The organism is Alterluteimonas muca (assembly GCF_021191595.1).
In the GTDB taxonomy this organism is placed as follows: Bacteria; Pseudomonadota; Gammaproteobacteria; order Xanthomonadales; family Xanthomonadaceae; genus Luteimonas; species Luteimonas muca.
On record NZ_JAIWPS010000010.1, the window covers coordinates 122490 to 146792 of the forward strand.

At 71.1% G+C, this 24303-nt stretch carries 27 protein-coding genes; 5 read left to right on the forward strand and 22 right to left on the reverse strand.

Annotated elements, in window-relative coordinates; all coding sequences use genetic code 11:
• The 16 genes from LDO11_RS12285 to gspE all read right to left on the reverse strand — a co-directional run bounded on the left by LDO11_RS12285 (window position 1) and on the right by gspE (window position 15434).
• The gene (locus LDO11_RS12285) at window positions 1-567 is read right to left on the reverse strand and encodes a gluconokinase (RefSeq protein ID WP_232141800.1); all 567 of its coding nucleotides are present in this window, start codon (window positions 565-567) and stop codon (window positions 1-3) included.
• Window positions 564-1745 (reverse strand): nicotinate phosphoribosyltransferase, encoded by a 1182-nt coding sequence (pncB, locus tag LDO11_RS12290; RefSeq protein WP_232141801.1) that lies wholly within the window; start codon window positions 1743-1745, stop codon window positions 564-566. Before pncB ends, LDO11_RS12285 begins: the two co-directional genes overlap by 4 nt.
• Before the next feature lie 60 nt (window positions 1746-1805).
• Window positions 1806-2660: a glycosyltransferase family 2 protein gene (locus LDO11_RS12295; RefSeq protein WP_232141802.1), complete on the reverse strand. Its 855-nt coding sequence runs from the start codon at window positions 2658-2660 to the stop codon at window positions 1806-1808.
• Window positions 2657-3574, reverse strand: a complete 918-nt coding sequence (locus LDO11_RS12300) for a glycosyltransferase family 2 protein (protein WP_435574640.1) — start codon at window positions 3572-3574, stop codon at window positions 2657-2659. Before LDO11_RS12300 ends, LDO11_RS12295 begins: the two co-directional genes overlap by 4 nt.
• A gap of 25 nt (window positions 3575-3599) precedes the next feature.
• Window positions 3600-5810, reverse strand: coding sequence for a type II secretion system secretin GspD (gene gspD / locus LDO11_RS12305; RefSeq protein ID WP_232141824.1), 2211 nt, complete (start codon window positions 5808-5810; stop codon window positions 3600-3602).
• A gap of 62 nt (window positions 5811-5872) precedes the next feature.
• Window positions 5873-6697, reverse strand: a complete 825-nt coding sequence (locus LDO11_RS12310; protein WP_232141803.1) for a type II secretion system protein, XpsN-like — start codon at window positions 6695-6697, stop codon at window positions 5873-5875.
• The gene (gene gspM, locus LDO11_RS12315) at window positions 6687-7301 is read right to left on the reverse strand and encodes a type II secretion system protein GspM (RefSeq protein WP_232141804.1); all 615 of its coding nucleotides are present in this window, start codon (window positions 7299-7301) and stop codon (window positions 6687-6689) included. Before gspM ends, LDO11_RS12310 begins: the two co-directional genes overlap by 11 nt.
• Complete coding sequence (locus LDO11_RS12320) at window positions 7288-8442, reverse strand: PilN domain-containing protein (RefSeq protein ID WP_232141805.1); 1155 nt, start codon at window positions 8440-8442, stop codon at window positions 7288-7290. The genes gspM and LDO11_RS12320 overlap by 14 nt, the downstream gene beginning before the upstream one ends.
• Window positions 8443-8557: 115 nt before the next feature.
• Window positions 8558-9445: a type II secretion system minor pseudopilin gene (locus LDO11_RS12325; RefSeq protein ID WP_232141806.1), complete on the reverse strand. Its 888-nt coding sequence runs from the start codon at window positions 9443-9445 to the stop codon at window positions 8558-8560.
• Complete coding sequence (locus tag LDO11_RS12330) at window positions 9442-10086, reverse strand: type II secretion system protein GspJ (RefSeq protein ID WP_232141825.1); 645 nt, start codon at window positions 10084-10086, stop codon at window positions 9442-9444. Before LDO11_RS12330 ends, LDO11_RS12325 begins: the two co-directional genes overlap by 4 nt.
• A gap of 287 nt (window positions 10087-10373) precedes the next feature.
• Window positions 10374-10787, reverse strand: a complete 414-nt coding sequence (gene xpsI / locus LDO11_RS12335; RefSeq protein ID WP_232141807.1) for a type II secretion system protein XpsI — start codon at window positions 10785-10787, stop codon at window positions 10374-10376.
• Window positions 10788-10852: 65 nt separating this feature from the next.
• Window positions 10853-11329, reverse strand: coding sequence for a type II secretion system protein XpsH (xpsH, locus tag LDO11_RS12340; protein ID WP_232141808.1), 477 nt, complete (start codon window positions 11327-11329; stop codon window positions 10853-10855).
• Between the two features lie 4 nt (window positions 11330-11333).
• Window positions 11334-11732 carry a type II secretion system major pseudopilin GspG gene (gene gspG / locus LDO11_RS12345; RefSeq protein WP_232141809.1) on the reverse strand — a complete coding sequence of 133 codons (399 nt, stop codon included), beginning with the start codon at window positions 11730-11732 and terminating at the stop codon, window positions 11334-11336.
• A gap of 235 nt (window positions 11733-11967) precedes the next feature.
• Complete coding sequence (gene xpsF, locus LDO11_RS12350; protein WP_232141810.1) at window positions 11968-13185, reverse strand: type II secretion system protein XpsF; 1218 nt, start codon at window positions 13183-13185, stop codon at window positions 11968-11970.
• A 9-nt stretch (window positions 13186-13194) separates the two neighbouring features.
• Window positions 13195-13596, reverse strand: a complete 402-nt coding sequence (locus LDO11_RS12355) for a GIY-YIG nuclease family protein (RefSeq protein ID WP_129136750.1) — start codon at window positions 13594-13596, stop codon at window positions 13195-13197.
• A 113-nt stretch (window positions 13597-13709) separates the two neighbouring features.
• Entirely contained in the window at window positions 13710-15434 is a 1725-nt protein-coding gene (gspE, locus tag LDO11_RS12360) for a type II secretion system ATPase GspE (RefSeq protein WP_255683455.1), read from the reverse strand.
• A 129-nt stretch (window positions 15435-15563) separates the two neighbouring features.
• Between gspE and LDO11_RS12365 the strand changes: the two genes are divergently transcribed.
• On the forward strand, window positions 15564-15767 hold the full coding sequence (locus LDO11_RS12365) for an oxidoreductase-like domain-containing protein (RefSeq protein WP_232141812.1): 204 nt from the start codon (window positions 15564-15566) through the stop codon (window positions 15765-15767).
• Between the two features lie 174 nt (window positions 15768-15941).
• A complete protein-coding gene (locus tag LDO11_RS12370) occupies window positions 15942-16988 on the forward strand; it encodes an NAD(P)-dependent alcohol dehydrogenase (protein WP_232141813.1) in 1047 nt (348 codons plus the stop codon).
• A 22-nt stretch (window positions 16989-17010) separates the two neighbouring features.
• Here LDO11_RS12370 and LDO11_RS12375 read toward each other — a convergent pair whose 3' ends face one another.
• Both LDO11_RS12375 and LDO11_RS12380 read right to left on the reverse strand, forming a co-directional pair.
• On the reverse strand, window positions 17011-17424 hold the full coding sequence (locus LDO11_RS12375) for a host attachment family protein (protein ID WP_129136753.1): 414 nt from the start codon (window positions 17422-17424) through the stop codon (window positions 17011-17013).
• 75 nt (window positions 17425-17499) lie between these two features.
• Window positions 17500-17838, reverse strand: a complete 339-nt coding sequence (locus LDO11_RS12380) for a thioredoxin family protein (RefSeq protein ID WP_232141814.1) — start codon at window positions 17836-17838, stop codon at window positions 17500-17502.
• Window positions 17839-18056: 218 nt separating this feature from the next.
• On the opposite strand from LDO11_RS12380, the gene LDO11_RS12385 reads away from it, so the two are divergent.
• On the forward strand, window positions 18057-18338 hold the full coding sequence (locus LDO11_RS12385; RefSeq protein WP_232141815.1) for a hypothetical protein: 282 nt from the start codon (window positions 18057-18059) through the stop codon (window positions 18336-18338).
• 4 nt (window positions 18339-18342) lie between these two features.
• Here LDO11_RS12385 and LDO11_RS12390 read toward each other — a convergent pair whose 3' ends face one another.
• Together LDO11_RS12390 and LDO11_RS12395 are read right to left on the reverse strand one after the other, a co-directional pair.
• Window positions 18343-18789, reverse strand: a complete 447-nt coding sequence (locus tag LDO11_RS12390) for an FKBP-type peptidyl-prolyl cis-trans isomerase (RefSeq protein WP_232141816.1) — start codon at window positions 18787-18789, stop codon at window positions 18343-18345.
• A gap of 42 nt (window positions 18790-18831) precedes the next feature.
• On the reverse strand, window positions 18832-19974 hold the full coding sequence (locus tag LDO11_RS12395; RefSeq protein WP_435574643.1) for a BaiN/RdsA family NAD(P)/FAD-dependent oxidoreductase: 1143 nt from the start codon (window positions 19972-19974) through the stop codon (window positions 18832-18834).
• Window positions 19975-20206: 232 nt separating this feature from the next.
• Between LDO11_RS12395 and LDO11_RS12400 the strand changes: the two genes are divergently transcribed.
• Complete coding sequence (locus LDO11_RS12400; RefSeq protein WP_232141818.1) at window positions 20207-20767, forward strand: COG4315 family predicted lipoprotein; 561 nt, start codon at window positions 20207-20209, stop codon at window positions 20765-20767.
• Window positions 20768-20927: 160 nt separating this feature from the next.
• Here the strand turns inward: LDO11_RS12400 and LDO11_RS12405 are convergent, their stop codons facing one another.
• Together LDO11_RS12405 and LDO11_RS12410 are read right to left on the reverse strand one after the other, a co-directional pair.
• Window positions 20928-21572: an NAD-dependent epimerase/dehydratase family protein gene (locus LDO11_RS12405; protein WP_232141819.1), complete on the reverse strand. Its 645-nt coding sequence runs from the start codon at window positions 21570-21572 to the stop codon at window positions 20928-20930.
• A 31-nt stretch (window positions 21573-21603) separates the two neighbouring features.
• Window positions 21604-22608 carry an SDR family NAD(P)-dependent oxidoreductase gene (locus tag LDO11_RS12410; protein ID WP_232141820.1) on the reverse strand — a complete coding sequence of 335 codons (1005 nt, stop codon included), beginning with the start codon at window positions 22606-22608 and terminating at the stop codon, window positions 21604-21606.
• Window positions 22609-22762: 154 nt separating this feature from the next.
• Here LDO11_RS12410 and LDO11_RS12415 point away from each other — a divergent pair, with 154 nt between their 5' ends.
• Window positions 22763-23725: an aldo/keto reductase gene (locus tag LDO11_RS12415; RefSeq protein WP_232141821.1), complete on the forward strand. Its 963-nt coding sequence runs from the start codon at window positions 22763-22765 to the stop codon at window positions 23723-23725.
• Window positions 23726-24303: the final 578 nt, after the last annotated feature.

Below are 24303 nucleotides of genomic sequence, written 5' to 3' on the forward strand. Positions count from 1 at the left end.
TCAGTCCCGGGCGGCGCCCGCGCTCCGGACGCCGGCGATGAACGCCCGCACGGCAGCGATGGCCTGTGGATGCATCGGGCCGCACCCGGACGTGACGTCGATGGGCACGACATCCGCCTCGTCCATGGGGCGTTCCAGCGCCTCCAGCTGGCTGTGCAGCAGGCCGGGTGGCGCGAAGTGACCGCGGCGGGCCTGCAGGCGGGCGCGGATGACGCCGGGGTCGCCGACCAGGTGCAGGAACAGCGTCGGGTAGCCCAGCTCGCGGAAACGCTGACGATGGGCGCGGCGCAGGCCGGAAAAGGCCAGTACGCAGCTCTCATCGCGCTGCCGGTGCCCGCGCAGGGTCGCGCACAGCGCGGCGATCCACGGCTCGCGCATGGCATCGCTCAACGGTGCGCCGGCGCGCATGTGTGCCACGTTCGTGGGCGGGTGGAAGTCATCGGCCTCGAGCAGCTGCAACCCGAATTCCGCGGCGAGCCCTGCTGACAGCGTCGACTTGCCGCAACCGCTCACGCCCATCGTGATGACGAGCACCGGCGTCGGGTCGGATGCGGCGGCCGCGTTCACGGGGCGGGCACGTCGAACACCTGCCGCAGATAGGCCAGGTAGGCGGGGTCGTCGCACATGGTCTTGCCCGGCGAATCGCTGAGCTTGGCCACCGGCTGGCCGTTGCAGCGGACCATCTTGATCACGATCGACAGCGGCGTCGGGCCGAGGTCGTTGGTGAGGTTGGTGCCGACCCCGAACGACATCCGGCAGCGGCCATGGAAATGCGCGTACAGCTGCATCACGCGTTCAATGTCGAGGCCATCGCTGAACACCAGCGTGCGGGTGCGCGGGTCGATGCGATGCGCTTCCAGATGCGCGATCAGGCGCTCGCCCCAGTCCACCGGATCGCCGGAGTCGTGGCGCATGCCGTCGAACAGCTTGCAGAAGTACAGGTCGAAATCGCGCAGGAAGGCATCCAGGCCGATGACGTCGGTCAGCGCGATGCCGAGGTCGCCACGGTATTCCTGCGCCCAGGCATCGAACGCCGCGGCCTGCGAATCGCGCAGCCGCGGCCCGAGTGCCTGGAAGGCCTGCAGCCATTCGTGCGCCATCGTGCCCTGCGCCACCAGCCCGTGGCGACGGGCAAGGTCGACATTGCTGGTGCCGGCGAACTTCGCGCCAAGGCCATCCACCAGGTGCGGGACCAGCGCCTCGTGCCAGGCACGCGAATACCGACGGCGGGTGCCGAAATCGGTGATGCGGCAGTCCTCGTAGCCGACCGCGTCGTTGATGCGTCCGATCTTGGCCTGCAGCCGGCGCATGCCCTCGGCCACGTCCGGTGCACCGTGGCTGTCGCGGAAATACACCTCGTTGATGATCGCCAGCAGCGGCACCTCGAACAGGATGGTGTGCAGCCACGGCCCGCTGATCGTCAGTTCGATCTCGCCCGGCACGGTGGCCGAGGCCCCCAGGTCGACGTACTTGCGGTCGAAGCGGAACAGGGCGAGGAAGTCGACGAAGTCCGGCTTGATGAAGCGCAGGCCGCGCAGGTAGTCGAGCTCGTCGGGCTGCAGGCGCAGCGCGCACAACGCATCGATCCCGGCCGAGATCGCATCGAGGTGGCGGGCGAGGTCCACGCCGGGGGTCCGGCAGCGGAAGCGGTACTCGGCCTGCGCGGCCGGGTACTGGTGCAGCACCGCCTGCATCATCGTGAACTTGTAGAGATCGGTGTCGAGCAGCGACTGGATGACGGGCATGTGCGGCCCCCGTGTGCGGGCTGACAGGCTAGGACATTTCCCGCGAACGGACGGCGACGCCTACCGGCGCAGCTGCCGCAGCACCGCCAGCGGGAAGCGCAGCCAGATCGCCGCCCACACCGCGCCGCGCTCCGGCAGGCTGCGTCGTGGCGCCTCGAAACGCCGGAAATAGCGCCACAGGCCGCGGTGCTTGTGCCATTCCACGAACACCGGCCGCGAGCGGCTGGACACCCCGCGCACATGCACGACCCGCACGTCATTGGCGACCCGCACCGCGGCCCCCGCCATGCGCGCGCGCCGGCACAGGTCGAGATCCTCGGCATGCAGGCGATAGCCGCTGTCGAAGCCGTCGATACGGCGGAACAGCGCGCGCGGCATCAGCATCAGCGCACCGGAGATCGCATCGACGTCCTGCAACGCGGTGCCATCGTCGACCGGCACGTCCAGCTGTCGTGCCGCCGCCGAGCGCAGCATCGCGCCGAAGTCGGGATCGCGCCTGCGCGCGGCGCCATCGCGCACGCCGGCCTCGTCGACCAGGTCGCCGCCCAGCAGCACCGGGCCGTCGTGCGCGGCGGCATGCGCGCGCAGCCGCGCCAGTGCATCGGCATCGGGCAGGCAGTCCGGATTGACGAAGGCCAGCCACGGCGCGGTGCTGGCCGCGGCGCCCTGGTTGCAGGCCACCGAGAACCCCGGGTTGTCCGGGTTGGCGATGAAACGCACGCGCGCATCGGCGCTGGCATGGCGCTGCACGAGGGCGACGGTCGCATCCTGCGAGTTGTTGTCGACGATGCGGATCTCGGTGACGCCATCGGCCGCGCGCAGGCGCGTCAGGCAGTCATCGATGGTCGAGGCGCTGTTGTAGCTGACCACCACCGCGGCGATGCCGTCGGTGGTGGTGGCACTGGCGTGCGTCATGCGGAATGGGTCCGTGGAGCGGAAGGCGGCGGCGTGGCAGGGGGGAGGGACGGTGGCGGGCCGCCGGGGGCGGCCGCTTCCTGCTGGAACAGTTCGCGCTGGGTCGGCGGGCCTTCCAGCGCGGCATACGCGGCCTGCAGCGCCTGCCGGCAGCCTGCCAGCGGGTCGCGCATCAGGAACGCCGCCAGGCGCGCATGCCAGTCGGGCCAGCGCGCGGCGAGCGCCGGCATGTCGCCATCCGCGGCACCGCCCTCGCCGCCGCGCGCGACGAATGCCGTCTCGCACAGCACATTGCGCCAGCCGAGCCCGGCGAGGCGCAGCGACAGGTCGATCAGCGCCGCATACCAGGAGGCGTAGCTCGACGCATCGAGACCACCGGCCCGGCGCCGTGCACTGCCGCGCAGCAGCACCGCGTGGCCGACCGCCGCGGGCAGTTCCGGATGCAGCGGCGGCAGCGTGAGACAGGCGTCACCCAGGCGCACGAGGTCGCGCGGCACCGCGCAGATCTCGCCGATCCGCGGCCAGGCCACGGTTTCGCCGGCGTTGCACCAGGGCGTGGCGGTGGCGATGGCGGCGTCGCGGGCGAAGCAGGCCACCAGCTGCGTCAGCCAGCCGGCTGCGGGAATGGCATCGGGCGCGAGCACGACGATGTCGGCATCGCCGCAGGCGGCCAGCACCTCGTCGAGGTGCGCGACCTCGCCGATGCTGCGCTGGCGGCGGCTGTAGTCGGCCTGCAGACGGGTGCCGGCCAGCCAGCGCTCGACGATCGCCAGCCCGCGCGGGCCGGCGCAGGCGTCGTCGGCCAGCCACACGCGCGTACCCGCCGGCGTGCCGGCATCGAGCGCGGCCAGGCAGGCGTCGAGCGCGTCGTCGTCGCTGCCCAGCGGCAGCACGATGATCGGTAAGGTGCTCATCGGCGGGCCCCGTCCCGCGACATGCTCACTCGACCCGGTCGGCGGCCCGGCCGGCCTCGTCCGCCTGCTGCTGGCGCATCGGATCGAGCGCGCGGAAGCGGCGGCCGTACTCGTCGGTGAGGCGGCGCGCTTCGTTGGGATCGCGCACGATGGTCGGCGTCAGCAGGATGATCACCTCGCTGCGCTCGCTGGCGATGCGCTGCTGGCCGAACAGCCCGCCCACCACCGGGATCCGGCTCAGCCCCGGGAAGCCGGTGGAGCCGCGGGTGTTCTGGTCGCTGATGAGGCCGGCCAGCATCACCGTGTCGCCGGCCTGCACCGCCGCTTCGGTCTTCATGCGCCGGGTGTTGATGCGCACGTTCCCGTACTGGTCGGGCTCGTCGCCGGGGGTGCTCACTTCCTGCACGATGTCGAGGAACACCGTGCCGTCGCGGGTCACCCGCGGGCGCACGGTGAGGATGATGCCGGTATCGATGTACTGCACCTGGCTGATCGCGTTGTCGCCGCCGCCGAACACCGGGTTGACGCTGACCGAGGCCACCGGGATGCGGCTGCCGACATTGAGCGTGGCCTCTGCGTTGTTGCGCACGAACACCGACGGCGTCTGCAGCAGGCGCACGTCGGTGACCTGGTCGAGCGCCGACAGCACCGCCGCCGCATTGCGGCCGAGGAAGGTCCAGCCCAGCCCCGGGGCGACTCCGCCTCGTTCGGTGCCACTGACATTGCCGGCCAGGCCACTCCAGGTCGTGCGCCCCACCGCGCTGGGCAGGCCCGCATCGGTCACCGCGCGCTCGAAGAACCAGTTCACGCCGTAGCGCAGGTCGCCGGTGAGCAGCACCTCGGCCACCTGCGCCTCGATATGCACCTGCATCGGCATCACGTCGAGCCGCTCCACCACTTCGCGGATCGACTTCCACGCCGAGGCCGTCGCACGTACCAGCAGGGTGTTGGTCTCGTCCACCGCGGACACACCGACCCGCGACCCCTCGACCTCCAGCATCACGCTGGTATTGCCCTGGCTGGCCGGGTTGAGCGACATCTCGCCCTGGAAGCCTCCGCCGGTGCCGGCACCACCGCCGAAACGGTCGTTGCCGCCGCTCATCGACGTGTCGTCGCGGCGGCTGTCGTCCTGGCTGCCGATGCGCGTCTGCGTGGTGCCCGGCATCAGCGACGCGCTACCCCCGGTATCGCCGGAACCACCCGACGATGCCCCGAACACCTGCGCCAGCCGCTCGGCCAGCTCCGCCGCCTTGATGTACTTGAGTTCGTAGGAGAACAGCCGCGATTCGCCGCCGGCGGTGTCGATGCGCTCCAGCCAGCGCTGGATCTCGTCGAGGTAGGCCGGCTGCGAGGTGATCACCATCACCGCGTTGGCCCCGTCCAGCGGCAGGAAGCGGAACATGCCGGCCACCGGCGAGCCGCTGTCCTCGCCGAACACCTTCTCGAGGTCACCGACCACCTGGGTGGCGCGACCGGACTCCAGCGGGAACACGCCCACCGACATCCCGGCCAGCCAGTCGACATCGAAGATCTCGATCGTGCGCAGGTAGTTCTCGAGTTCGGCGCGGGTACCGGCCACGGTGATCACGTTGCGGCCGTTGTCGACGTTGACGATCGAATTCGGCCGTGCGTACGGCTCGAGGATCTTCTCCATCTCGGTCGCGGAGATGTACTGCAGCTGCACCGTGCGCGCCTCGAAGCCGCGCGCGCCCGCCGCGCTGCCGGTGCGCGGGGCGACCGCGCCGGTGGCCATCGCGGTATCCGCCGGCACGATGTTGTAGCGGCCGTCGCTGTAGATCATCCGCGCGTTGTTCCAGCCCAGCACCATCTCCAGCAGGCTCAGCGCCTGCGAGGCGCCGACCGGACGCGGCGTGGCCAGGGTCACCGTGCCCTGCACTTCCGGGGCGATCACGTAGTTCTGGCCCAGCATGTCGCCGAGCACCGCCTTGACCACGGCGTGCACGGATTCGCCCTCGAAGTTGAAGGTGGCCTCGCCGCTGGTGGCGCCGAGGTTGGGCAGCGGCTGCGCGGCGGCGGCGCGGTTGATGGTCTGCTGGGTGCCGCGGCGCACCTGCGCGCGCGGGCCGGCTTCCGCCTCGTCGAGTGCTTCGCGCTCGACCTCGCCCGGCGCCACCATCGGCTGGGCATCGCGGCGGATCTCCGGCACCGCGATCGAGGCGCAGCCGGCGAGCAGGCCCACCAGCAGTGCGAGCGCGAAGGGGCGGAGACGGAACATGCCGTGATGGAGCAGGCGGTAATGGAGCAGGCCGTAACTGAGCAGGGCGGATCGGGATCGCGTCATTGCGGGGACTCTACGGGTTCTGCGGGCTGGGTGGCCCGTTCGGCCTGCAGGCGCGCGCGGCGCGCCTCGATGCGGCGGCGGATGGCTTCGGCCTGGCTGGCAGGCGTGGGGTCGGCGTCGCGCGGCGGGCTGTCGCCGGCCTCCACCGCGCCCGCCTGCGTAGGTTGCGCGGCCTGCGCGGGCTGTGCCGCGTCCCGGGCCTGCTGCGCCTGCTGTCGGGCCTGTGCGCGGGTGCGCACAGGCGGCGGTACAGGCTGCACCGGCATCGCGGCCGCGCCCGGTGGCGTGACGGCAGTCGAAGGCGTCGGCGGCTGCCCGCCCTGGCCGTCGTAGACGCGCAGTTCCAGCACGCGCTCGCCATCCGGACCGGCGAACACCGCCGCACGCGGCGACACCGAGCGCAGCGCCCAGTTGCCGAACCCGCGCGGGGCATCGCCCACGCGCACGCGCAACGCATCACCGCCCTCGCGTGGCTGCACGATCGCCATCTGCAGCGATGGGGTGATCAGCACGCTGGTCAGCACGACATCGAAATCCGGGGCGCCGGTCTCCCCGGTACCGCCATCCAGCACGAACGGGCGATGGCGACGGTCATCGGCGAACAGCGGCCGCTCGCCGATGGCCGCGTACTGCGGCAGCGGGCCGAGGCGCTCGGCCGCGGGCTCGCCGGCCTGCGGCAACGGCTGCAGCAGCGCCGCGTCATCGGCCAGTGCGCCGACGCGGCTACCGAGGCCGCCGAGCGCCAGCAGCCACAGCAGCAGCGCCCAAAGCGCAAGCGCCGCGAGCACGCCGGTCGAGGTGCCCACCTGCTCAAGGCGCATCGGGGGCCTCCGCCGGCTGCAGGAAGCCGTACAGGTCGAAACTCACGTCGAGGCCGACGCCCTGGCCGGGCGCTTCCGCCGCAAGGAAATGCCGCTGCGACAGCACGTTGAGGTTGTCCACGAACAGCCGCGGCGCACCGCTTTCGAGCGCGTGCAGCAGCGCGGCGAGCTCCGGTGCGCCACAGCGGATCCGTACCTGCACCACCACCCGCGGGAAGCGGGCGTCGTGCCCCGGCAGCTGCATCGGCGAGCGGTTGACGATCGCGCAGCTGCGGTTGCCCGGGCTGGCCTCGGCCACCGCCGATTCCAGCCGCTGCACCAGGAACGCGGTGGCCAGTTCCGGGCTGCGCTCGGGCAGGAACCCGGGCGTGCGCGCGTAGCGTTCGGCGAGCTCGATCGCGCGCGCCTCGACCTGCGGCGCCTGCTGCAGCACCGTGCGTGCGCGCAGCTCGCGCTGCTGCAGCGATTCGATCCGCGCCCCGGCCTCGCGCATCGGCCGCGTCCACCACGGATGCACCAGCACCAGGTAGGCGACCGCCAGCACCGCCACCAGCAGGCCCAGCGCCAGCCAGCGATCCCGCGGCCGCACCTCAGCCGCCTGCATCGGGAGCTCCGCGTGCCGGCGGCGCGGCGGTCGTCGCCACGTCACTGACTGCCAGCGAGGCAGTCAGCGTGAAGCGGTCGCGGCGACTGCGCGGATCGGGTTGCAGCGCACCGGTCAGCGCCGGCGACCGCCACAGCGGCGAGCCTTCCAGCTGGCCGACCAGCGCGGAGGCCTCGCTGCTCAGGCCGATCAGCAGCAGGCGGTCGTTCTCGACCGCGAGCTTCTCCAGATAGGTGCTGTCGGGCAGCCGTTGGCTGAGCTCGTCGAGGATCTCGACCATCGTCGGGCGCGCCGCGCGTTGCGTCTCCAGGTACTGCATGCCTTCGATCAGCCCGGTCAGGCGCTGGCGCTGCGCCGAGGCCGCACGCGCCTGCGCGATCACCGGGCGCGACGCATCCTCGAATGCATCGGCCGCGGCGCGGCGGTTGTCCAGCACCTGCCACATCCCGGCCATCAGCGCGCACAGCGCGATCGCCGCCAGCAGCAGGTTCCAGCGCCGCCGCGGATCCACGCGGTGCAGCCTGCGCCCGGCTGGCAGCAGGTCGATGCCCAGCGCCTGGCCGCTGCCGTCATCGAGATCGACGCCCGCGAGGGTGTCGGCAACCGGACCCAGCGCCGCGAGCGCGTCGTCGAGCGTGCGCCGCGGCACCACCACCAGTTCGGCATCGAGCTGGCCGTCGTCGCGCAGCGCGACCACGCGGGCATCGAACACCGCGGTCTGCGCTGAGAACGGCGTCTGGCGATCGATCTCGAACGAGACCACGTCGCGCAGCCGCTCCGCCGCAGCCGCCGGCAGGCGCAGCGTGCGCCGCAGGCCGCTGCCGGCCGGCAGCACCAGCCAGCGCGGCATGTCCGCAAGCTGCGGTGCGAGCACGCGTGCCAGCACCGCGGCGGCATTGCTGTCGTCCTGCCAGGGCAGCACGGCCAGCGCGCGCGCCTCACCGGCACGTTCCAGCGCGATCGCGAGATCGGCACCCTGCGGGTGCAGCAGCAGGCGCTGCGGCAACAGGCCGAGCCGCTCGCGCAGGCGCAATGGCAGCCACGCCAGCAGTGCCGCGGTCCACCACCGCCACGCCGCAAGCAGGCGGGGGCCGATCCTTCCAGCGAACGCCGCGCGCGAGGTCGCGGGCGCGGGCGACATCACGCCCGCCATCGGCTGGCACTCCGGTCATGGCCGACCGCAGCGTCGGCACGCACCGGCAACGGCGTGTCCCCGTGCACGGCCACGCCGGCACCGGCACCGGCGACGGGGCGCATCAGGGACTGGACTGCGGCTCGGATATGGACACTCCTTCGTTCCAGAACAGTGGCGTATAGGCGGTGCCCGGCGCCCCCCCGCCGACCCGCACCACCGCCCGCAGCACCGCCTCGCGACCATCGGCGAGGCGGGCATGGCTGTCGATACTATACGTGCCGGTTCCGGCGCCCAGCAGGTCCGGCGGCGGGGTGATTCCAGACAGTTGCGTGCGTTGCTCCAGCACCGGCTGCGGGTCGAGACCCATGGCCTGCAGCACCAGCGCGCCGGCGAACCGCGGGTCCGGCGATGGCAGCCCGCTATGGACCGTGACGTGCGGCGCGACCGCGGCGTACAGCGCGGGGGTCATGCCCAGCACCTGCTGCAGTTCGCCGACGTCCTCGAACGGTGCGTCCTTGGCACCGTAGGGCAGGCCGGCCGCGGCGTACTGCGGATCCTCCGCGGCGCCGGAGGGCTGGCCGAGGTCATCGGTGTCGCGCCAGTCGGCGATGGCGCCCGCCAACCGCGCCGCCATGTCCGCCTCGGCACCGGCCGCCTGCAGCAGCGCGGCAAGCAACGGTGGCTGGGCGACATTGAGGTCGACCTTGCCGGTCTCGTCGACGATGCGCAGGGTCAGCGCGGCATCGTGGAAACGCCATGCGTAGTCGCGCCCGTCGGGCAGCCAGCGCCCTTCCGGCCTAGTGTCGATGACCCGCGCAACGGCGTACTCCAGGCCGGCACGCGCCGCTTCGCTGGCCACCACGCCGCGGTGGAGCACGCGGCCCTGCAGATGTTCGGTGCGCGCGGTCAGCGCGAATGCCCCGATCAGTGCGGCCAGCAGCGCGATCAGCCACAGCACCAGCAGCAGCGCCGCGCCACGTGCATGTCGACCCGCGGGTACTAGCGTCACGGCACCAGGCCCGCGGGATCCTGCATGCGGCCACTGCCCTGTGGCAGCGCCACCAGCAGCGTCGGCCACGTTGCGCCGTTCCTGCCGGTGATCTCCACCCGCACCTGCAGCGGCAGCTCGTCGGCACCGCCCCAGCGCTCCAGCCACGCGGTCGGTTCGCCGTTGGCATCCAGGCCGCGATAGGCGAAGCGCACCGCCTCCAGTCCGTCCGCCAGTGGCTCCGGCGCGCGTGCGGGACGTTCCTCGAAGGTGCTGCCGCCGACCACGCTGGCGAACGAGACCACCAGGCGCAGCCCGTCGCGGCTGCGTTCGACACCGACATCGTGCAGGGCCGGCCCGCCGCGTCCGAGGTAGTCCGGAAGCTGCGAGACGAACCGCATGCGGTCGGCCTCGCCGACGAAGCGCAGCGGCGCGCCGGTCTGTTCGTCCTGGCCGAACGCCATCGGCAACGCCGCGGTCAGGCGTCCGCGCAGGAAGGTGCTGACCGCACGCATGCGCTCGCTGTCGCGCGCCAGCGTCTCGCCGCGTTCGACGGTGGCGGTGGCCGCGCGCAACGTGGCAAACCCCAGCGCGAGCCCGGCCGCCAGCAGCACGGTGGCCAGCAGGATCTCGATCAGGGTGAAGCCCCGCTGAGCAGATATGGAAGCAACCGGCCTGCAGAAGCCGTCGGCACGGCTTGCGCACGGTGAACCACTGCGACAAAGCCCTTGCCGCTGGAACTGGAACGACGCACCGGGCCGGTGGAAGCCGTCGCCACGGCCGCGCAAGGACGGAGATGAAACCCCGGTGCTGTCGGGGCCGTCGCCACGGCCTGCGCAAGGCAGGTCACCGCGTGAGCGTGCCTGCCGCCTGGACCGGCACGACCCACCCGTTCCATTGAAGCCATCGCCACCGCCTGCACGACCCGGACCGCGGTACCGGGGCGGCCTCATGGCAGCGGCCCGGCAATGGCATCGGCCTGCACCAGCCGCAACGAATGCAGCTGCAGGCGTTCGCGCGGGCCACCCTCGCCCCACAGCACGGTGAGCTGCAGCGACAGCAGGTGCGGCGCAAAGGGATCGACCACGGCCGGCGGTGGCAGGCTTGGTTCCACCCATGGCGAGACCTCGAGCGACCAGCGGTAACGCCCATCGTCGAACACGCCGTCACGACGACCGGCCTCGAGCACCGTACCGACGCCGACATCGGCCAGCAGCGATTGCGCATGCAACGCCGCACGACCCGCATCGGCCGACCAGCGCACCTGCCGCGTACCGCCCGACAGCGTGCCGAGCAGCAGGGTCAGCGCCAGTGCCAGCACCGCGAACGCGACCAGCACCTCGAGCAGGGTGTAGCCGCGCATGTGCCGGGCCGGACCACGGTGGTGCCGGCAACCGGCAGGCGCGGAGGTCCCGCGATGCGCGGCCGTCATGGCGTCACCCCACCGCGGTGCACGCGCACCTCGCCGGTCAGCCAGGCCACGTCGACATGCCAGCGCGCGTTGCCGGTCACCAGCGCGACGCGGCCACCGGTGGACGCACCGTCGGCGAAGAACACGATCGCGCCTTCGCCCTCGCGCGGCTGTACTTCGCGTGCGCCGGTGAACTCCACCGTGAGCTGCTCCGGCAAGCGGCCATGGCGATCGCCGGCGGCACGCCAGGTACGCTCCTGCGGCACCACCACGAATCGCTGCGGCTGGCCGGTGGCGATCGCCAGTGCACGGGTGTGGCGCAGGTTGCCGGCGACCTCGTTGACCGCCGAGCGCAGCCGCAGGCGTTCGAAGCCGTTGCCGAACACGCCGACCGCCAGCACACCGGTGGCGGCGATCAACGCCACCACCACCAGCACCTCGATCAGCGAAAACCCGCGCGAACGCGACGGCCACGCCCGGTGCGCCGCCGCCATGGGATCACTCGCTGCGGATGTCGGCGTTGACGCTGTCGCCGCCCGGGCTGCGGTCGGCACCGTAGCTCACAATCTCGAACGGCCTGCCTTCGCCGGGCACGCGGAACTCGAACGGCGTGCCCCAGGGGTCGTTGAGTTCGGACGCGCGTGCGTACGGACCAAGCCAGCCGCCGGCGTCGCCGGGCTGGGTGACCAGGTCGCCGAGTGCATTCGGCAGGCGGCCGGTATCCATGCGGTAGCTGTCGACCTTTTCCACCAGCGTCTGCACCTGCGCGCGCGCAAGGTTGACCCGCGCACGGTCGCCGCCGCCGAGGATGCGGGTGGCGGCGAACGCCACGATGCCGCCGATCAGCACCACCACCAGGATGATCTCGATCAGGCTGAAACCGTGCTGCGCGGACATCGAAGCGCCCGGCCTGCCGAAGCCGTCGCGGCGCTGGGACTGGAGTGAAAGTCTGATGCTGCCGGAGCCGTCGCCACGGCCGCGCAGGGACTGGAATGAAACGTTGGCGCTGTTGAAGCCGTCGCCACGGCCTGCGCAAGGCGAACCCCCACGCACACCCACCCGCGAAACTCCATTTGTTCCGGCAGGACCCACGCGCCCCGCCCTTCTGCAATAACGATATGAATTCATGCCATCAGCCCATGACGTTGGTGAGATCGTAGATCGGGACCAGCACGGCGAGGATGACGACCATCACGATGAGCGCCAGTGCCATGGTGATCACCGGCACCAGCGCGGCCAGCATCCGGTCCAGCGCCTGCGCGGTTTCCTGTTCGAAGGTGTCGGCGGTCTTGAGCAGCATGGTATCCAGCGCGCCGGATTCCTCGCCGACCTGGATCATCTGCACCGCCAGTCGCGGGAAGCGCTTGCCGCGTGCGAGCGCGGTGGCAAGTCCCGTCCCGCCCTTCACCTCTTCCGCGGCTGCCGCGACGTCGGCGGCGAGTGCGCGATTGCCCAGCACGTTGCGGCCGATGCCCAGCGCGCCCATCAACGGCACTCCGTTGCGCAACAGCGTGCCCAGCGTGCGCGTCAGCCGTGCGGTTTCCAGCCGCGCCACCAGCGGCCCGGCAACGCGCACGCCCAGCAGGCGCTCATCGAAACGCAGGCGGAATGCCGGATCGCGCAGGCGCCGGTCCAGCCACCCCAGCGCCAGCGATGGCAGCACCAGCAGCACGATCCACCAGTCGCGCACCGCCTCGCCGATGCCGAGCACGATGCGGGTGAAGAACGGCAGCGTGGCATCGAGGCTTTCGTACATCGCCGCGAACTGCGGCACCACGTAGCCGAGCAGGAACAGCAGCGAGCCGCCGACCATCACCAGCAGGATCGCCGGATAGATCAACGCGTTCACCACCCGTCCGCGCAACGCGCGGCTGCGTTCCAGATAGTCGGCCAGGCGCTGCAGCGTTTCGTGCAGGCTGCCACCGGCCTCGCCGGCGCGGATCATGTTCACGTACAGCCGCGAGAACGTGCCGTGCTGGCGCTCGAGCGCGGTCGACAGCGGGCTGCCACCGCGCACCGCATCACGCACGTCGACCAGCGTGCGCCGCGCCGCGGCATCCTCCGGCAGGTCGAGCAGGATGGTCAGCGCGCGATCGAGCGGCTGCCCGGCCGCAAGCAATGTCGCCAGCTGCTGGGTGAACTGCACCAGCCGCTGGCCTCCGAAAGGCTTCGGTTTGAACAATGTCTTCCACGCACCGTCGCCACCGCCTTCGCTGGCCGGCCGCGCCTCGACCGGAAGATGCCCCTGCTCCTGCAGGCGCAGCGCGACCTCCTGCTCGCTGGCGGCCTCCATCTGGCCGTCGAGCAGTTCCCCGCGCGCGTTGAGTGCCTTGTAGCGGTAGAGGGTCATTTGATCCGGCTAAGACTCTTGCCTGTCATCCCTGTGGTCCTGTCCTTGCTCGTCGTTCCCGTGCCCAGGCCCTTGCCCGTCATTCCCGCGAAGGCGGGAATCCAGCGTCTTCGGCACGGTATCCGAGATTGTCGGCCACAAGTCATTCCAGTACGGGTTCTGCGTTTCGATCAGGCGAACCTTCCAGTCCCTGTTCCACTTCTTCAGTTGCTTCTCGCGCCGGATCGCGGCTTCCATAGTCTCCGCGACGTCGTACCAGAGCAATCGCGTGACGTCGTACTTGCGGGTGAATCCATCCACAACGTGCTCGCGGTGCTGCCAGATCCGCGCAACCAGGTCGCGGGTCACGCCGATGTACAGCGTGCCATTGCGGCCACTACCCAGGATGTAGACCGCCGGAAGTCTGTCCATGACCGTTGTCCGCGAAGAGAAAGACACTGGATCCCCGCCTTCGCGGGGATGACGGCAACAGCGGGATCGCTTCATGGACGCTCCACTGCCACGGCAGCATCCATGCGTCCCCGTCACGCATCCTCGGTCACGCGCAGCACTTCCTCGATCGTCGTCTCGCCGGCCAGCGCCTTGAGGATGCCGTCCTCGTACATCGTGCGCATGCCCGATTCGCGGGCAAGCTGTTCGAGTTCGCCCATGCCGGCGTGACGCATCACCGCGCGGCGGAGTTCGTCGTTCATCACCAGGAACTCGACGATGGTGGTCCGGCCGAGGTAGCCGGTCGGCGCGATCGCCGAGGCGCGCGGACGGTACAGGCGGATCGTGCCTTCAGGCTGGAAGCGGCGCAGGTCGAACTTCCCGATCTCCTCCAGGCTCGCCGGGTAGCTCTCGGCATGCGTCGGCTCCAGCCGCCGCACCAGCCGCTGGGCGAGGATGCCGTTGACGGTCGAGGTCAGCAGGTAGTCCTCCACACCCATGTCGAGCAGGCGGGTGATCCCGCCGGCGGCGTTGTTGGTGTGCAGCGTGCTCAGGACCAGATGCCCGGTCAGTGCCGACTGGATCGCGATGCGCGCGGTCTCCAGATCGCGCATCTCGCCGATCATGATGATGTCCGGATCCTGGCGCACGATCGAACGCAGCGCATTGGCGAAGTCGAGGCCGATGGCCGGTTTCGCCTGGATCTGGTTGATGCCCTCGATCTGGTATTCGACCGGGTCCTCGACGGTGATGATCTTGACGTCGGCGGTGTTGAGTTTCGACAGCGCGGTGTACAGCGTGGTGGTCTTGCCCGAGCCGGTCGGGCCGGTGACCAGCAGGATGCCGTGCGGCTGCTCGAGCACCTGCTGGAACTGCGGCAGGAACTCGTCGGTGAAGCCGAGCCGGTGGAAGTCCAGCACCACGGTCTCGCGGTCGAGCAGGCGCATCACCACGCTCTCGCCGTGCGCGGTGGGCACGGTCGACACGCGCAGGTCGAGTTCCTTGCCCTGCACGCGCAGCATGATGCGGCCGTCCTGCGGCAGCCGGCGCTCGGCGATGTTGAGACGCGCCATGATCTTGATGCGGCTGATCACCGCGGCGGTCAGGTTGACCGGTGGACTCTCGCCGTCGATCAGCACGCCGTCGACGCGGTAGCGGACTTTCAGCCGGCTCTCGAACGGTTCGATGTGGATGTCGGAGGCACGCAGTTCGACGGCGCGCTGGATCACCAGGTTCACCAGCCGGATCACCGGCGCGCCGGACGCGAGGTCGCGCAGGTGCTCGACGTCGTCGACATCGGCACCGCCGTCGCCATCGGCGGATTCGACGATCGTGCCCATCGCGCTGCGCCCCTGCCCGTGCCAGCGCTCGACGAGGTCGGCGATTTCCGAACGCAGGCCGACCACCGGCGCCAGCGCGCTGCCGGTGGCCAGCGCCACCGCCTGGCGTGCGTAGTCGTCCCAGGGGTCGGCCATCAGCAGTTCGAGGCGGCCGTCGCGCTCGCCGAGCGGACAGAGATGGAATTCCTTGAGGAAGCGCGGCGCCAGCGGCTGGCTGCCTTCCAGCGGCTCGGGCGGGGTATCCGGCAGTTCGCGTGCGGCAAGCAGCGGCAGTTCGAGCACCTCGGCGCAGGTCTCGGCATGGTCGCGCTCGGAGACCAGCCCGAGCCTTCCGAGCAGGCCCAGCAGGCTGCCACCGGATTCGTCATGCACGCGGCGCGCGCGGGCGAGGTCCGCTTCCTTGAGGCGACCGCGTGCGACCAGTGCGGCCACGATGCGGCCCTCGTTGTCGGGCGCGGCCGCCGCCCCGCCCGTGTCCATGGATACCGCGTTCACCAGATCGCCGTCCCGTGCTGCAACCCGCCGGACTTTAGCAGGCCCGTCGCGCGCCACGCGGCGCCCCCACGACCTTTCCGGAGGGGACTTCTGCCGTGCGATATCCTTCACCGCATGCCTGATTCCGCCCCGGAACGCCCACGCGCGGCGGCTCCCGCCCCGGATCCGCGCCCGCTGGCGCCGGAACCACCACTGCCGAGCGACTGCTGCGAAAGCGGCTGCAGCGTCTGCGTGTACGACAGCTACGCCGAGGAGCTGGACGACTACCGGCGGCGGCTGGCGGCCTGGAGACAGCGCAACCCCGACGCCACAGACTGAGGATGCATCGCCCCCCCCTACGGCCGGGGGCCGGGGGGGCCGGGCGCATACGCGGGAGATGCCGCGCTGGCCTGGTTCAGGGCATCGGCCGGCTGCCGATCCACCGCTGCGCGACAACGGGATGTTCCCGCCGATGGTCTAGCATGCGCGCTTTCCCCGCACCGCGAGGCCGCCATGCGCACTCCCGCCTATGCCGCGCCGTCAGCCGACGAGCCGCTGGCCCCGTTCACCGTCGAGCGCCGCGAACCGCGCGCGCACGAGGTCCTGATCGACATCCTCTACTGCGGTGTCTGCCATTCCGACATCCACCAGGTCCGCGACGAATGGGGTGGATCGATCTTCCCGATGGTGCCGGGCCACGAGATCGTCGGCCGCGTCAGCCGTGCCGGCGAAGGCGCGACGAAGTTCGCGGTCGGTGACCTGGTGGGCGTCGGCTGTTTCGTCGATTCCTGCCGCAACTGCGAGCCCTGCCGTGCCGGCGAGGAGCAGTACTGCCGCGAAGGCATGACCGGCACCTACAACAGCCGGGAACGCGGCAGCGGCGAGCCGACCTACGGCGGCTATTCGACCCGCATCGTGGTCGACGAGAACTACGTCGTGCGCATCCCCGATGGCATCGCGCCCGAGCGTGCCGCGCCACTGCTGTGCGCCGGCATCACCACCTATTCGCCGCTGCGCCACTTCGGCGTCAAGGCCGGCGACGAGGTCGCCGTGGTCGGTCTGGGCGGGCTCGGCCATATGGCGGTCAAGCTGGCCCGGGCGATGGGGGCGCGGGTGACCGTGCTCAGCACCTCGGAATCCAAGCGCCAGGACGCGATGGCCCTGGGCGCCACCGGCTTCCTGTCCACGCGCGAGCGCAGCATGTTCCGCGAGCACGCCGGCACCTTCGACTTCATCATCGACACGGTCTCGGCGCAGCACGACTACAACGCCTACCTCAACCTGCTGAGGATCGACGGCACCATGGTGCTGCTGGGCATCCCCGACCCGACACCGTTGAGCGCATTCCCGCTGGTCTCCGGGCGCCGGCGCCTGGCCGGCTCGATGATCGGCGGCATCCGCGAGACCCAGGAAATGCTCGACTTCTGTGCCGAGCACGGCGTGGCCGCGGACGTGGAGATGATCGACATCGCCGACATCAACACCGCCTACGAGCGCATGCTCAAGGGCGACGTGCGCTACCGCTTCGTGATCGATACGGCGTCGCTCGCCGACGCCTGAGCCCGCACCTGGCCAGGGGCGTTCAGGCGCCCTGGGCCTTGCCGTTCTGCAGGGCGCGCTCGATGTCCTCCAGCGGCACGTTGGTGAGGTTCTTGCCGATCTCGGCCAGCATCCGCGCGGTGGTTTCCTTGTGCAGCAGCGGGCGCATCTGTCCCAGCGTCTGCGGATCCGCCATCAGCACCAGGTGGTCATACCTGTGCTTGAGCGCGCCGGCATTGAGGTTCTGCGCCAGCTGCTTGGCGAAGGTGGCCTCGTCGATCGCCTCGCCGCTGGATTCGGTGGGCATGCTGCCCGCCGGGCCGTCGTCGTTCATGTTCATCAGCTCGAGCAGTTCCTCCTGCTTGAGCATCAGGTACTGCTCGTCGCCGACGTTGCGGAACACACGCGCGCCGCCGCCATCTGCAACCACCACCAGGGTACGGGCCGGAATCTTCATGGAGCCTCCTGTGTCTCGGGATGTTGGCGTCCACTCTAGGAAGCCTGCCGTGACGGACGCGGCGAGACGCCCGCCTCAGGCCTCGCCGGGTGCCGGGGCACCGGCGGCCAGCGCCTGTTCCACTTCGCCACGTTCCTGCGGCCGCACCACGCGTGCCACTTCCTCGCCATCGCGCAGCACCACCAGCGTCGGCCACAGCTTGACCCGGTAGCTGCGCCCCAGCGGGCGGCCGCGCCCGTCCTCGATGCGGACATGGCGGATCGCGCCATTGCAGGCACGGACGGCCGCGTCGACCAGCGGCATGGCCATCTGGCAGTGGCCGCACCAGCCGGTGCCGAAATCCAGCACGGTCACCCCTGCAAGTGCATCGGCATCGGCGCGGGTGAGGGTTTCCGGCAGATAGTCATGGGTCATGGCAACGCTCCTGGAGAACCGGGCTGCAGCCTGACCGACAGGACGTGCGCGCGCCGTGGTCGGGTGGCCGACCGGCGGTCTCCAGATGTCAATGCGGCGGCCGCTACAGCATTGGGTTGCCTCTCAGTCCATCTGGCCGAGAATGTGCCCACTGTCGCAGTCAGGCGGCAGCCACTGTCGCTCCGGCGACGTGTTCGATGGTTGACCGAGAAGTCCGCATGTCCCAGCTCTCCTCCGCCGACCCGGAATCCGCGCAACTCGCCGTCGACGCGGCGCTTGCCCGGCTCGAGGCCGAGATGCAGGACCTGCAGCATCGCCACCGCGACCTGTTCGCCTATGCCAACGCCTGGGCGGAGCGCCATGACGCGGTGCTGGCGATGACGCCGGCGCACCTGCGTGCCGACGTGGAAGCCCGCCTGCGCCGCATCGGCGTGCGTTGGGGGCTGGTGGACGGCGTACGTACCACCACCCAGTTCCCGGCGCTGAAGCTGCCGCGCTGAGGGCTCAGGGGCGCTCGACGCCCAGCAACTCGACATCGAACACGAGCGACGCGCCCGGCGGGATCGCCCGGCCGGCACCGCGCTGGCCATAGCCGAGTCCGGCCGGAATGCGCAGTTCGCGCTGGCCCCCCACCCGCATCCCGGCCACGCCCTCGTCCCAGCCGCGGATCACCTGGCCGGCGCCGAGGGTGAATTCGAAGGGTTCGCCGCGCTCGCGCGAACTGTCGAAGGCCGCGCCGCGGCGGTCGACGGCATTCTCGTCGTACAGCCAGCCGCTGTAGTGCACGGTCACCGTGTCGCCGGCACGTGCGGTCTCGCCGTCGCCGGGGCGCAGGTCGATGCGTTCAAGGCTCGCCACGTCGCCACCGGTGTAGGGCGGCGGACCGCCGCAGGCGGCCAGCACGGCCAGGCAGCCGGCGACGAGCGCGGCGCGGAACGGGAAGACGGTCATGACGGGCTCCGGATGCGGCGCCAGAGCATGCCATGCCAGCAGTCATTCGCCCCCGAGCGCGCTGCCGGCGGCGTGCGCGCAGGCCCACGCCCACTGGAAGTTGTAGCCGCCCAGCCAGCCGGTGACATCGAGCACCTCGCCGATGAAGTACAGCCCGGGCACGCGGCGCGATTCGAACGTGGCCGACGACACCTCGCGGGTATCCACGCCACCCAGCGTGACCTCCGCGGTGCGGTAGCCCTCCGTGCCACTGGCCACCAGCGGCCAGGCGCGCAGCAGCGTGGCCACCTCGCGCAGCTGCGGTGCGCTGTACTGGCGCATCGGCCGGCTCGGCAGCCACACCTCGGCCAGGCGCTGGGCGAAGCGGCGCGGCAGCACCTCGCCCAGCAGCGTGCGCAGTTCCGCATCCGGGCGGTCGTGCCGCCAGCCCTGCAGCAATGCGTCGATGTCGTGGTCGGGCAGCAGGTCGATGCGCAGCTCATCGCCGGGCTGCCAGTACGAGGAGATCTGCAGGATCGCCGGTCCGCTGACGCCGCGATGGGTGACCAGCATGGCGTCGCGGAACGACTGGCCGTTGCAGTGGGCCTCGATGGGAAACGCCACCCCGGCCAGCCCGTCCATGCGTTCCTGGTGCTTGCCGCTGAGCGTCAGCGGCACCAGGCCGGCGCGGGTGGGCAGCAGCGCATGGTCGAACTGCGCGGCCAGCCGGTAACCGAAGCCGCTGGCACCCAGGCTGGGAATCGACAGCCCGCCGCTGGCCACCACCAGCCGCGCGGCGTGCACGCGCCCGAGCCGGCACTCGAGTTCGAAGCGTCCGTCCTCGCCGACTGCCACGGTATCGATCGCCGCCTGCGTCTCCACCCGCACGCCCGCCTGCGCGCACTCGTCGAGCAGCATGCGCACGATCTGCTTCGACGACTCGTCGCAGAACAGCTGGCCGGGCTCCTTCTCGTGCCAGGCGATGCGGTGGCGCTCGACCAGCTCGATGAAATGCCACGGCGTGTAGCGCGCCAGCGCCGACTTCACGAAGTGCGGGTTGGCCGACAGGTAGTTGCCCGGCCCGGTCCCGGTATTGGTGAAATTGCAGCGGCCGCCGCCCGACATGAGGATCTTCTTGCCGACCCGGTTGGATCCCTCCAGCACCAGCACGCGCAGCCCGCGCGCGCCTGCGGTCATCGCGCACATCAGCCCGGCGGCGCCGCCGCCGATCACCACGACGTCGGCTTCGAGCCGGCTCACGGGCGCCGTTGCGAACGGAAGGAGTGCGGCATGGCTCGGCTCGTGGGACTGCGGGCCGCGCATTCTAGGCCGTGGCTGCCGCCGCGGCCGCGCGCATGGCGCTTCACGCAGGCTCGTCGCGGCGCTGTCGATACTCGGACCCACACGCCAACGCGAAGGGATTGCCATGTCCGCATGCATGAAGTCCGGTTCCGCCCTTGCCCTGCTGTTGCTGCTCACGGCCTGCCAGGACCGTGCCAACGACGGCGACACCGCGAACACCGGAGCGCGCGGCGACACCGCAGCAGACACCACCATGCCCGGCGGCACCAGGCCCGCCGAGGCATCGGCCGCAGGCGGCCCGGGTGGCGGCAGCGACCGCCAGCTGCGGTCGATCGCCGGTGACGGCACCGGTCCGGGTTACCTGACCGACGGCGCCGGCCAGTCGCTGTACGTACTCGAGGGCAACACCGCCGGCGAACGCTGCGATGCCGCGTGCGAGGAAGTCTGGCCGCCGGCGCTGACCGACAGCACCACCACGCCCCGTGCCGATCCGCGCATCGGCTCCGGTGGCGCCGGCGTGATCCCGCGCGACGACAGCAGCCACCACGTGACCTACAGCGGCGAGCCGCTCTACCGCTACGCCGCCGATGCCGGCGCCGGCCGGACCACCGGCGACGGCGTGCAGGACCAGTGGGGCCTGTGGAAGCTGGTACGGGTCGACGGAGCACCGCAGGGCACCAATACCGCCAACGACTGAGCACCGGAGCAGGCGGCGGCGCGCCGGCACCTGGCGCGTCGGCTGCCGTCATCGTTGCCGGGCGGACCCGCCTCGGCTGCCACTCCGACCGGCTGACCCGTTGATGCGGCAGCTGCCTCGCGAAGATCAGAGGCTCCATGCCGCCGGCGCCACCCTGGCGTCATCCGGCCAGCAACGCCGCGTCGACGACCTGCCGGCCGGGCTGTGGCGCAAGCGTGGCATCGACCAGCGCTGCGGCAACACGCGTCGCCGGATTGATCCGCCACCCGCGCGGCAAGACGGGCCCGAGCACGCGCAGCACCACCGATGCCGCGGCCTCGCCGGCGCGGTGTTCCTGGCGCTCGCCACCGATCAGCCCCGGCCGCACGAGCACCAGCGATTCGAAACCCACCGCCTCGAGGTCGCGTTCCAGCTCGCCCTTGACCCGGCTGTAGAACACCCGCGATCGCTGGTCGGCACCAGCCGCCGAGTTCAGCGCGTACACGCGCGCACCCGCCGCCTGCGCATGGCGCGCCACCTGCAGCGGGTAAGCGTGGTCGACGCGGCGGAACGCCTCGCGCGAACCCGCCTGGCGCATCGTGGTGCCAAGCGTGCAGATCACCGCATCGACCTTCCACCAGTCGGCGGTCGCCGGCAGGGCATCGAAATCGACCACCGGATTGACGAGCTTCGGATGCGCGACCGAAAGCGGCCGCCGCGTCGGCGCCACCACCCGGGTGGCGCGCGGATCATCGAGCAGCCGTGCAAGGACGTCGCGGCCGACCAGCCCGGTGGCACCCACATGCAGCACGCTGGTGATGTTCATCCCCGGATCGTCGCGTGTCGGGCGTGAGCGGTCAGTCGCGCAGTGCCCGCGGCCACGGTTGAAGATGCGGTGCCACCAGCGCTTCCGACACCCGCCACAGACGCGCGGCCATCGCGCGGTCGGTCTGCGCCGCACCCTGTGGCGCCTCGCGGAAGTCGCTCAGGTAGGCACCGTTGATGCCTGCCATTGCCGGGTGCGCGGCGGCATAGCACGGCGTCGCCGCGCCCTGGGCAGGCGTGCGTGCGTTGTCGGCATAACCCAGACCGGTGGAGCGCAGGATGTTGGTGCGCGTGTGGCCGGGTGTCACGCAGTTCGAGGTCGCGCCGGTGCCGGCCAGCCGTCGCGCAAGCTCGAACGAGAACAGCCCGTTGGCAAGCTTGGAATGCGAGTAGCCGCGCCGGTACCAGCCGGCGCCGGACAGGTCGTCGAACTGGATGCCGCCGTCGGGTGCATCGCGGTGGTTGCCGCTGCCCACCACCACCACGCGGCCGCGTGCCGCCAGCACCGGCGCCAGCAGACGGTTGACCAGCAGGAAGTGGCCGAGGTGGTTCACCGCGAACTGCTTCTCCAGCGCGCCGAGCTGCTCATGGGTATCGAGCACGATGCCGGCATTGCAGACCAGCGCATCGATGCGTGGCGCCAGCGTCGCCACCTGCCGCGCGCACGCGACGATCGATTCCGGCTCGGTGAGTTCCAGCACGACCGGTGTCGCCCTGCCGCGTACGGAGCCGCAGGCCGCCCTGCCCCTGGCCTCGTCGCGTGCGGTACCGATCACGTGTGCCCCATTGGCGGCGAGCACGCGCATGGTCTCCAGCCCGATGCCCGAGTTGCAGCCGGTCACCACGATCGTCCGCCCGGTGAGGTCAATGCCCCGCATCACCTCGTCGGCGGTGGCACCTGCAAGCGGTCGCGGACCGGAAGCAGCCCCACCCGCCGGTGCCGGCGGTGCGGCGCCGCGCGCATCGCCAGCCAGCCACGGAACCAGCAGTGCCGGCAGTGCGGCGAGCAACGCGCGCCGGTTTCGGGAGATGGCCATCCATGTGCTCGGGTGCAGGAGGAACGCCATGCTAGCGGACCCGTGCGTCGCGGCCCCAGACGACTCATCGCCCTGCGCGGGCAGGCCGCCGCCCGTGTTGTCCGCACGCCGACGCGGTGGAAGAATCCGGGACGTCTCCCGCGAGGAACCTGCCATGACCACTTTCGTCCGCGATCCGCGGCGCCGCCGCCTGCTGCAGGGGATCGCCCTGTCCACCGCCGCGCTGGCACTGCCCGCCTGGGCACGCGCCGCCACGGCGGCCGCAGCGGATGCGCCGATCCTGCGTGCGATTCCCTCCAGCGGCGAGCGCATCCCGGTGGTCGGGCTGGGCACCAATGCCTACGGCGTGCAGACGGCCGGGGAGAAGGCGCCGCTGCGCGAGGTGCTGCGGCGACTGGCGGAGGTCGGGAACAGCGTGATCGACACCGCGCCGGCGTACCGAAATTCCGAAGCGGTCCTCGGCGAACTGATCGAGGAACTGGGCCTGCGCGATCGCTTCTTCCTGGCCACCAAGGTGACCGCGCCCGATGGCGATGTCGCCGCGGGAATCGCGCAGATGGAAGCCTCCCTGCGCAACCTGCGCACCGACACCATCGACCTGATGATGGTGCACAACCTCAATGGTGCCGAAGCGATCATCCCGACGCTGCTGGAGTGGAAGCAGGCCGGGCGCCTGCGCCATATCGGCATCACCACCTCGAACGACGGACAGCATGCCGAAGCCGCGGCGCTGATCCGCGCGCATCCCCTCGACGTGGTGCAGGTCAACTATTCGCTGGGCAACCGGGTGGCCGAGGACACCGTGTTCCCCGCCGCCCGGGAGCGTGGCACCGCCGTGCTGCTCAACGTGCCGCTGGGTGGCCGCCGCGGCAGCCTGTTCGGGCGGGTCAGGGACGTGCCGCTGCCGGAGTGGGCCGCGGAGTTCGGCGCCACCAGCTGGGCGCAGCTGTTCCTGAAGTACAACCTCGGCCATCCCGCGGTCACCGCAGTGCTGCCCGGCACCACGCGCCTGGCCAACCTCGAGGACAACCTGGCGGCGGGCCGCGGCCCGTTGCCGGATGCGGCGCAGCGCCGCCGCATCGAGGCGTTCTGGGACGCGCTGCCGGAGCAGTCCTGATAGAGATGGTTCCTCCCCTGGGAGAGAGTTCCATCCAGGCGCAGAGCATCGAGCCCGGAAGCCCGTAAGACCGGAGTCAAGCCAGTGCCAGAGCACGGGCCCGGGAGGGGCGCGGGCAGCCCGCCGCGGCCACAGGGGGATGCCCAGCCGGATATCTCCGCGTCCTGCTCCCACATCCGGCCGCCGGCCATCCATGGCCGGCTCTGGACATCCCCCTGCGTCCACGGCGAGCCCCGACCGTCGTCGCGTCCCGAAGGTCAACGGCGAAGAACGTAGGCCGTCGGGGCAGTCGCCGACTTCCGGCTGCCGCTGTTGACCTCCATGCCGGAACTGCCAAACAAGCGTGGTCGTTGCAGGCGACGCCGTCAGCAACCGCCGCTCTTGGCTCCGTGCCCGGAATCGCCCCAACACACGGGAGTGGTCGTTGCGGGTCAGCCGCGCGCAATGCTCCTGCTCTGCGTACCGCAGCCGCCGATGCACGGACCCGTCGCGTGCACCGGGGGGTGTGCTCCCAGCCGGCCATGGATGGCCGGCGGCCGGCCGTGGTAGCTGGACGCGGACTCCGGCCGGGGGAGCAC

What these genes read in the sequence shown, in the direction of transcription:
- LDO11_RS12295 (WP_232141802.1), bottom strand. Translation starts at nt 2,660, where the DNA reads ATGACGCACGCCAGTGCCACCACCACCGACGGCATCGCCGCGGTGGTG.
- xpsH (WP_232141808.1), bottom strand. Translation starts at nt 11,329, where the DNA reads ATGGCGGCGGCGCACCGGGCGTGGCCGTCGCGTTCGCGCGGGTTTTCG.
- LDO11_RS12415 (WP_232141821.1), top strand. Translation starts at nt 22,763, where the DNA reads ATGACCACTTTCGTCCGCGATCCGCGGCGCCGCCGCCTGCTGCAGGGG.
- LDO11_RS12320 (WP_232141805.1), bottom strand. Translation starts at nt 8,442, where the DNA reads ATGTCGCCCGCGCCCGCGACCTCGCGCGCGGCGTTCGCTGGAAGGATC.
- gspD (WP_232141824.1), bottom strand. Translation starts at nt 5,810, where the DNA reads ATGTTCCGTCTCCGCCCCTTCGCGCTCGCACTGCTGGTGGGCCTGCTC.
- LDO11_RS12310 (WP_232141803.1), bottom strand. Translation starts at nt 6,697, where the DNA reads ATGCGCCTTGAGCAGGTGGGCACCTCGACCGGCGTGCTCGCGGCGCTT.
- LDO11_RS12410 (WP_232141820.1), bottom strand. Translation starts at nt 22,608, where the DNA reads ATGGCCATCTCCCGAAACCGGCGCGCGTTGCTCGCCGCACTGCCGGCA.
- LDO11_RS12405 (WP_232141819.1), bottom strand. Translation starts at nt 21,572, where the DNA reads ATGAACATCACCAGCGTGCTGCATGTGGGTGCCACCGGGCTGGTCGGC.
- xpsF (WP_232141810.1), bottom strand. Translation starts at nt 13,185, where the DNA reads ATGACCCTCTACCGCTACAAGGCACTCAACGCGCGCGGGGAACTGCTC.
- LDO11_RS12400 (WP_232141818.1), top strand. Translation starts at nt 20,207, where the DNA reads ATGAAGTCCGGTTCCGCCCTTGCCCTGCTGTTGCTGCTCACGGCCTGC.
- gspG (WP_232141809.1), bottom strand. Translation starts at nt 11,732, where the DNA reads ATGTCCGCGCAGCACGGTTTCAGCCTGATCGAGATCATCCTGGTGGTG.
- LDO11_RS12385 (WP_232141815.1), top strand. Translation starts at nt 18,057, where the DNA reads ATGTCCCAGCTCTCCTCCGCCGACCCGGAATCCGCGCAACTCGCCGTC.
- LDO11_RS12395 (WP_435574643.1), bottom strand. Translation starts at nt 19,974, where the DNA reads ATGTGCGCGATGACCGCAGGCGCGCGCGGGCTGCGCGTGCTGGTGCTG.
- xpsI (WP_232141807.1), bottom strand. Translation starts at nt 10,787, where the DNA reads ATGCGCGGCTACACCCTGCTCGAGGTGCTGGTCGCGTTCGCGGTGCTG.
- gspM (WP_232141804.1), bottom strand. Translation starts at nt 7,301, where the DNA reads ATGCAGGCGGCTGAGGTGCGGCCGCGGGATCGCTGGCTGGCGCTGGGC.
- LDO11_RS12365 (WP_232141812.1), top strand. Translation starts at nt 15,564, where the DNA reads ATGCCTGATTCCGCCCCGGAACGCCCACGCGCGGCGGCTCCCGCCCCG.
- LDO11_RS12380 (WP_232141814.1), bottom strand. Translation starts at nt 17,838, where the DNA reads ATGACCCATGACTATCTGCCGGAAACCCTCACCCGCGCCGATGCCGAT.
- LDO11_RS12300 (WP_435574640.1), bottom strand. Translation starts at nt 3,574, where the DNA reads ATGAGCACCTTACCGATCATCGTGCTGCCGCTGGGCAGCGACGACGAC.
- LDO11_RS12370 (WP_232141813.1), top strand. Translation starts at nt 15,942, where the DNA reads ATGCGCACTCCCGCCTATGCCGCGCCGTCAGCCGACGAGCCGCTGGCC.
- LDO11_RS12390 (WP_232141816.1), bottom strand. Translation starts at nt 18,789, where the DNA reads ATGACCGTCTTCCCGTTCCGCGCCGCGCTCGTCGCCGGCTGCCTGGCC.
- LDO11_RS12375 (WP_129136753.1), bottom strand. Translation starts at nt 17,424, where the DNA reads ATGAAGATTCCGGCCCGTACCCTGGTGGTGGTTGCAGATGGCGGCGGC.
- LDO11_RS12355 (WP_129136750.1), bottom strand. Translation starts at nt 13,596, where the DNA reads ATGGACAGACTTCCGGCGGTCTACATCCTGGGTAGTGGCCGCAATGGC.
- pncB (WP_232141801.1), bottom strand. Translation starts at nt 1,745, where the DNA reads ATGCCCGTCATCCAGTCGCTGCTCGACACCGATCTCTACAAGTTCACG.
- gspE (WP_255683455.1), bottom strand. Translation starts at nt 15,434, where the DNA reads ATGGACACGGGCGGGGCGGCGGCCGCGCCCGACAACGAGGGCCGCATC.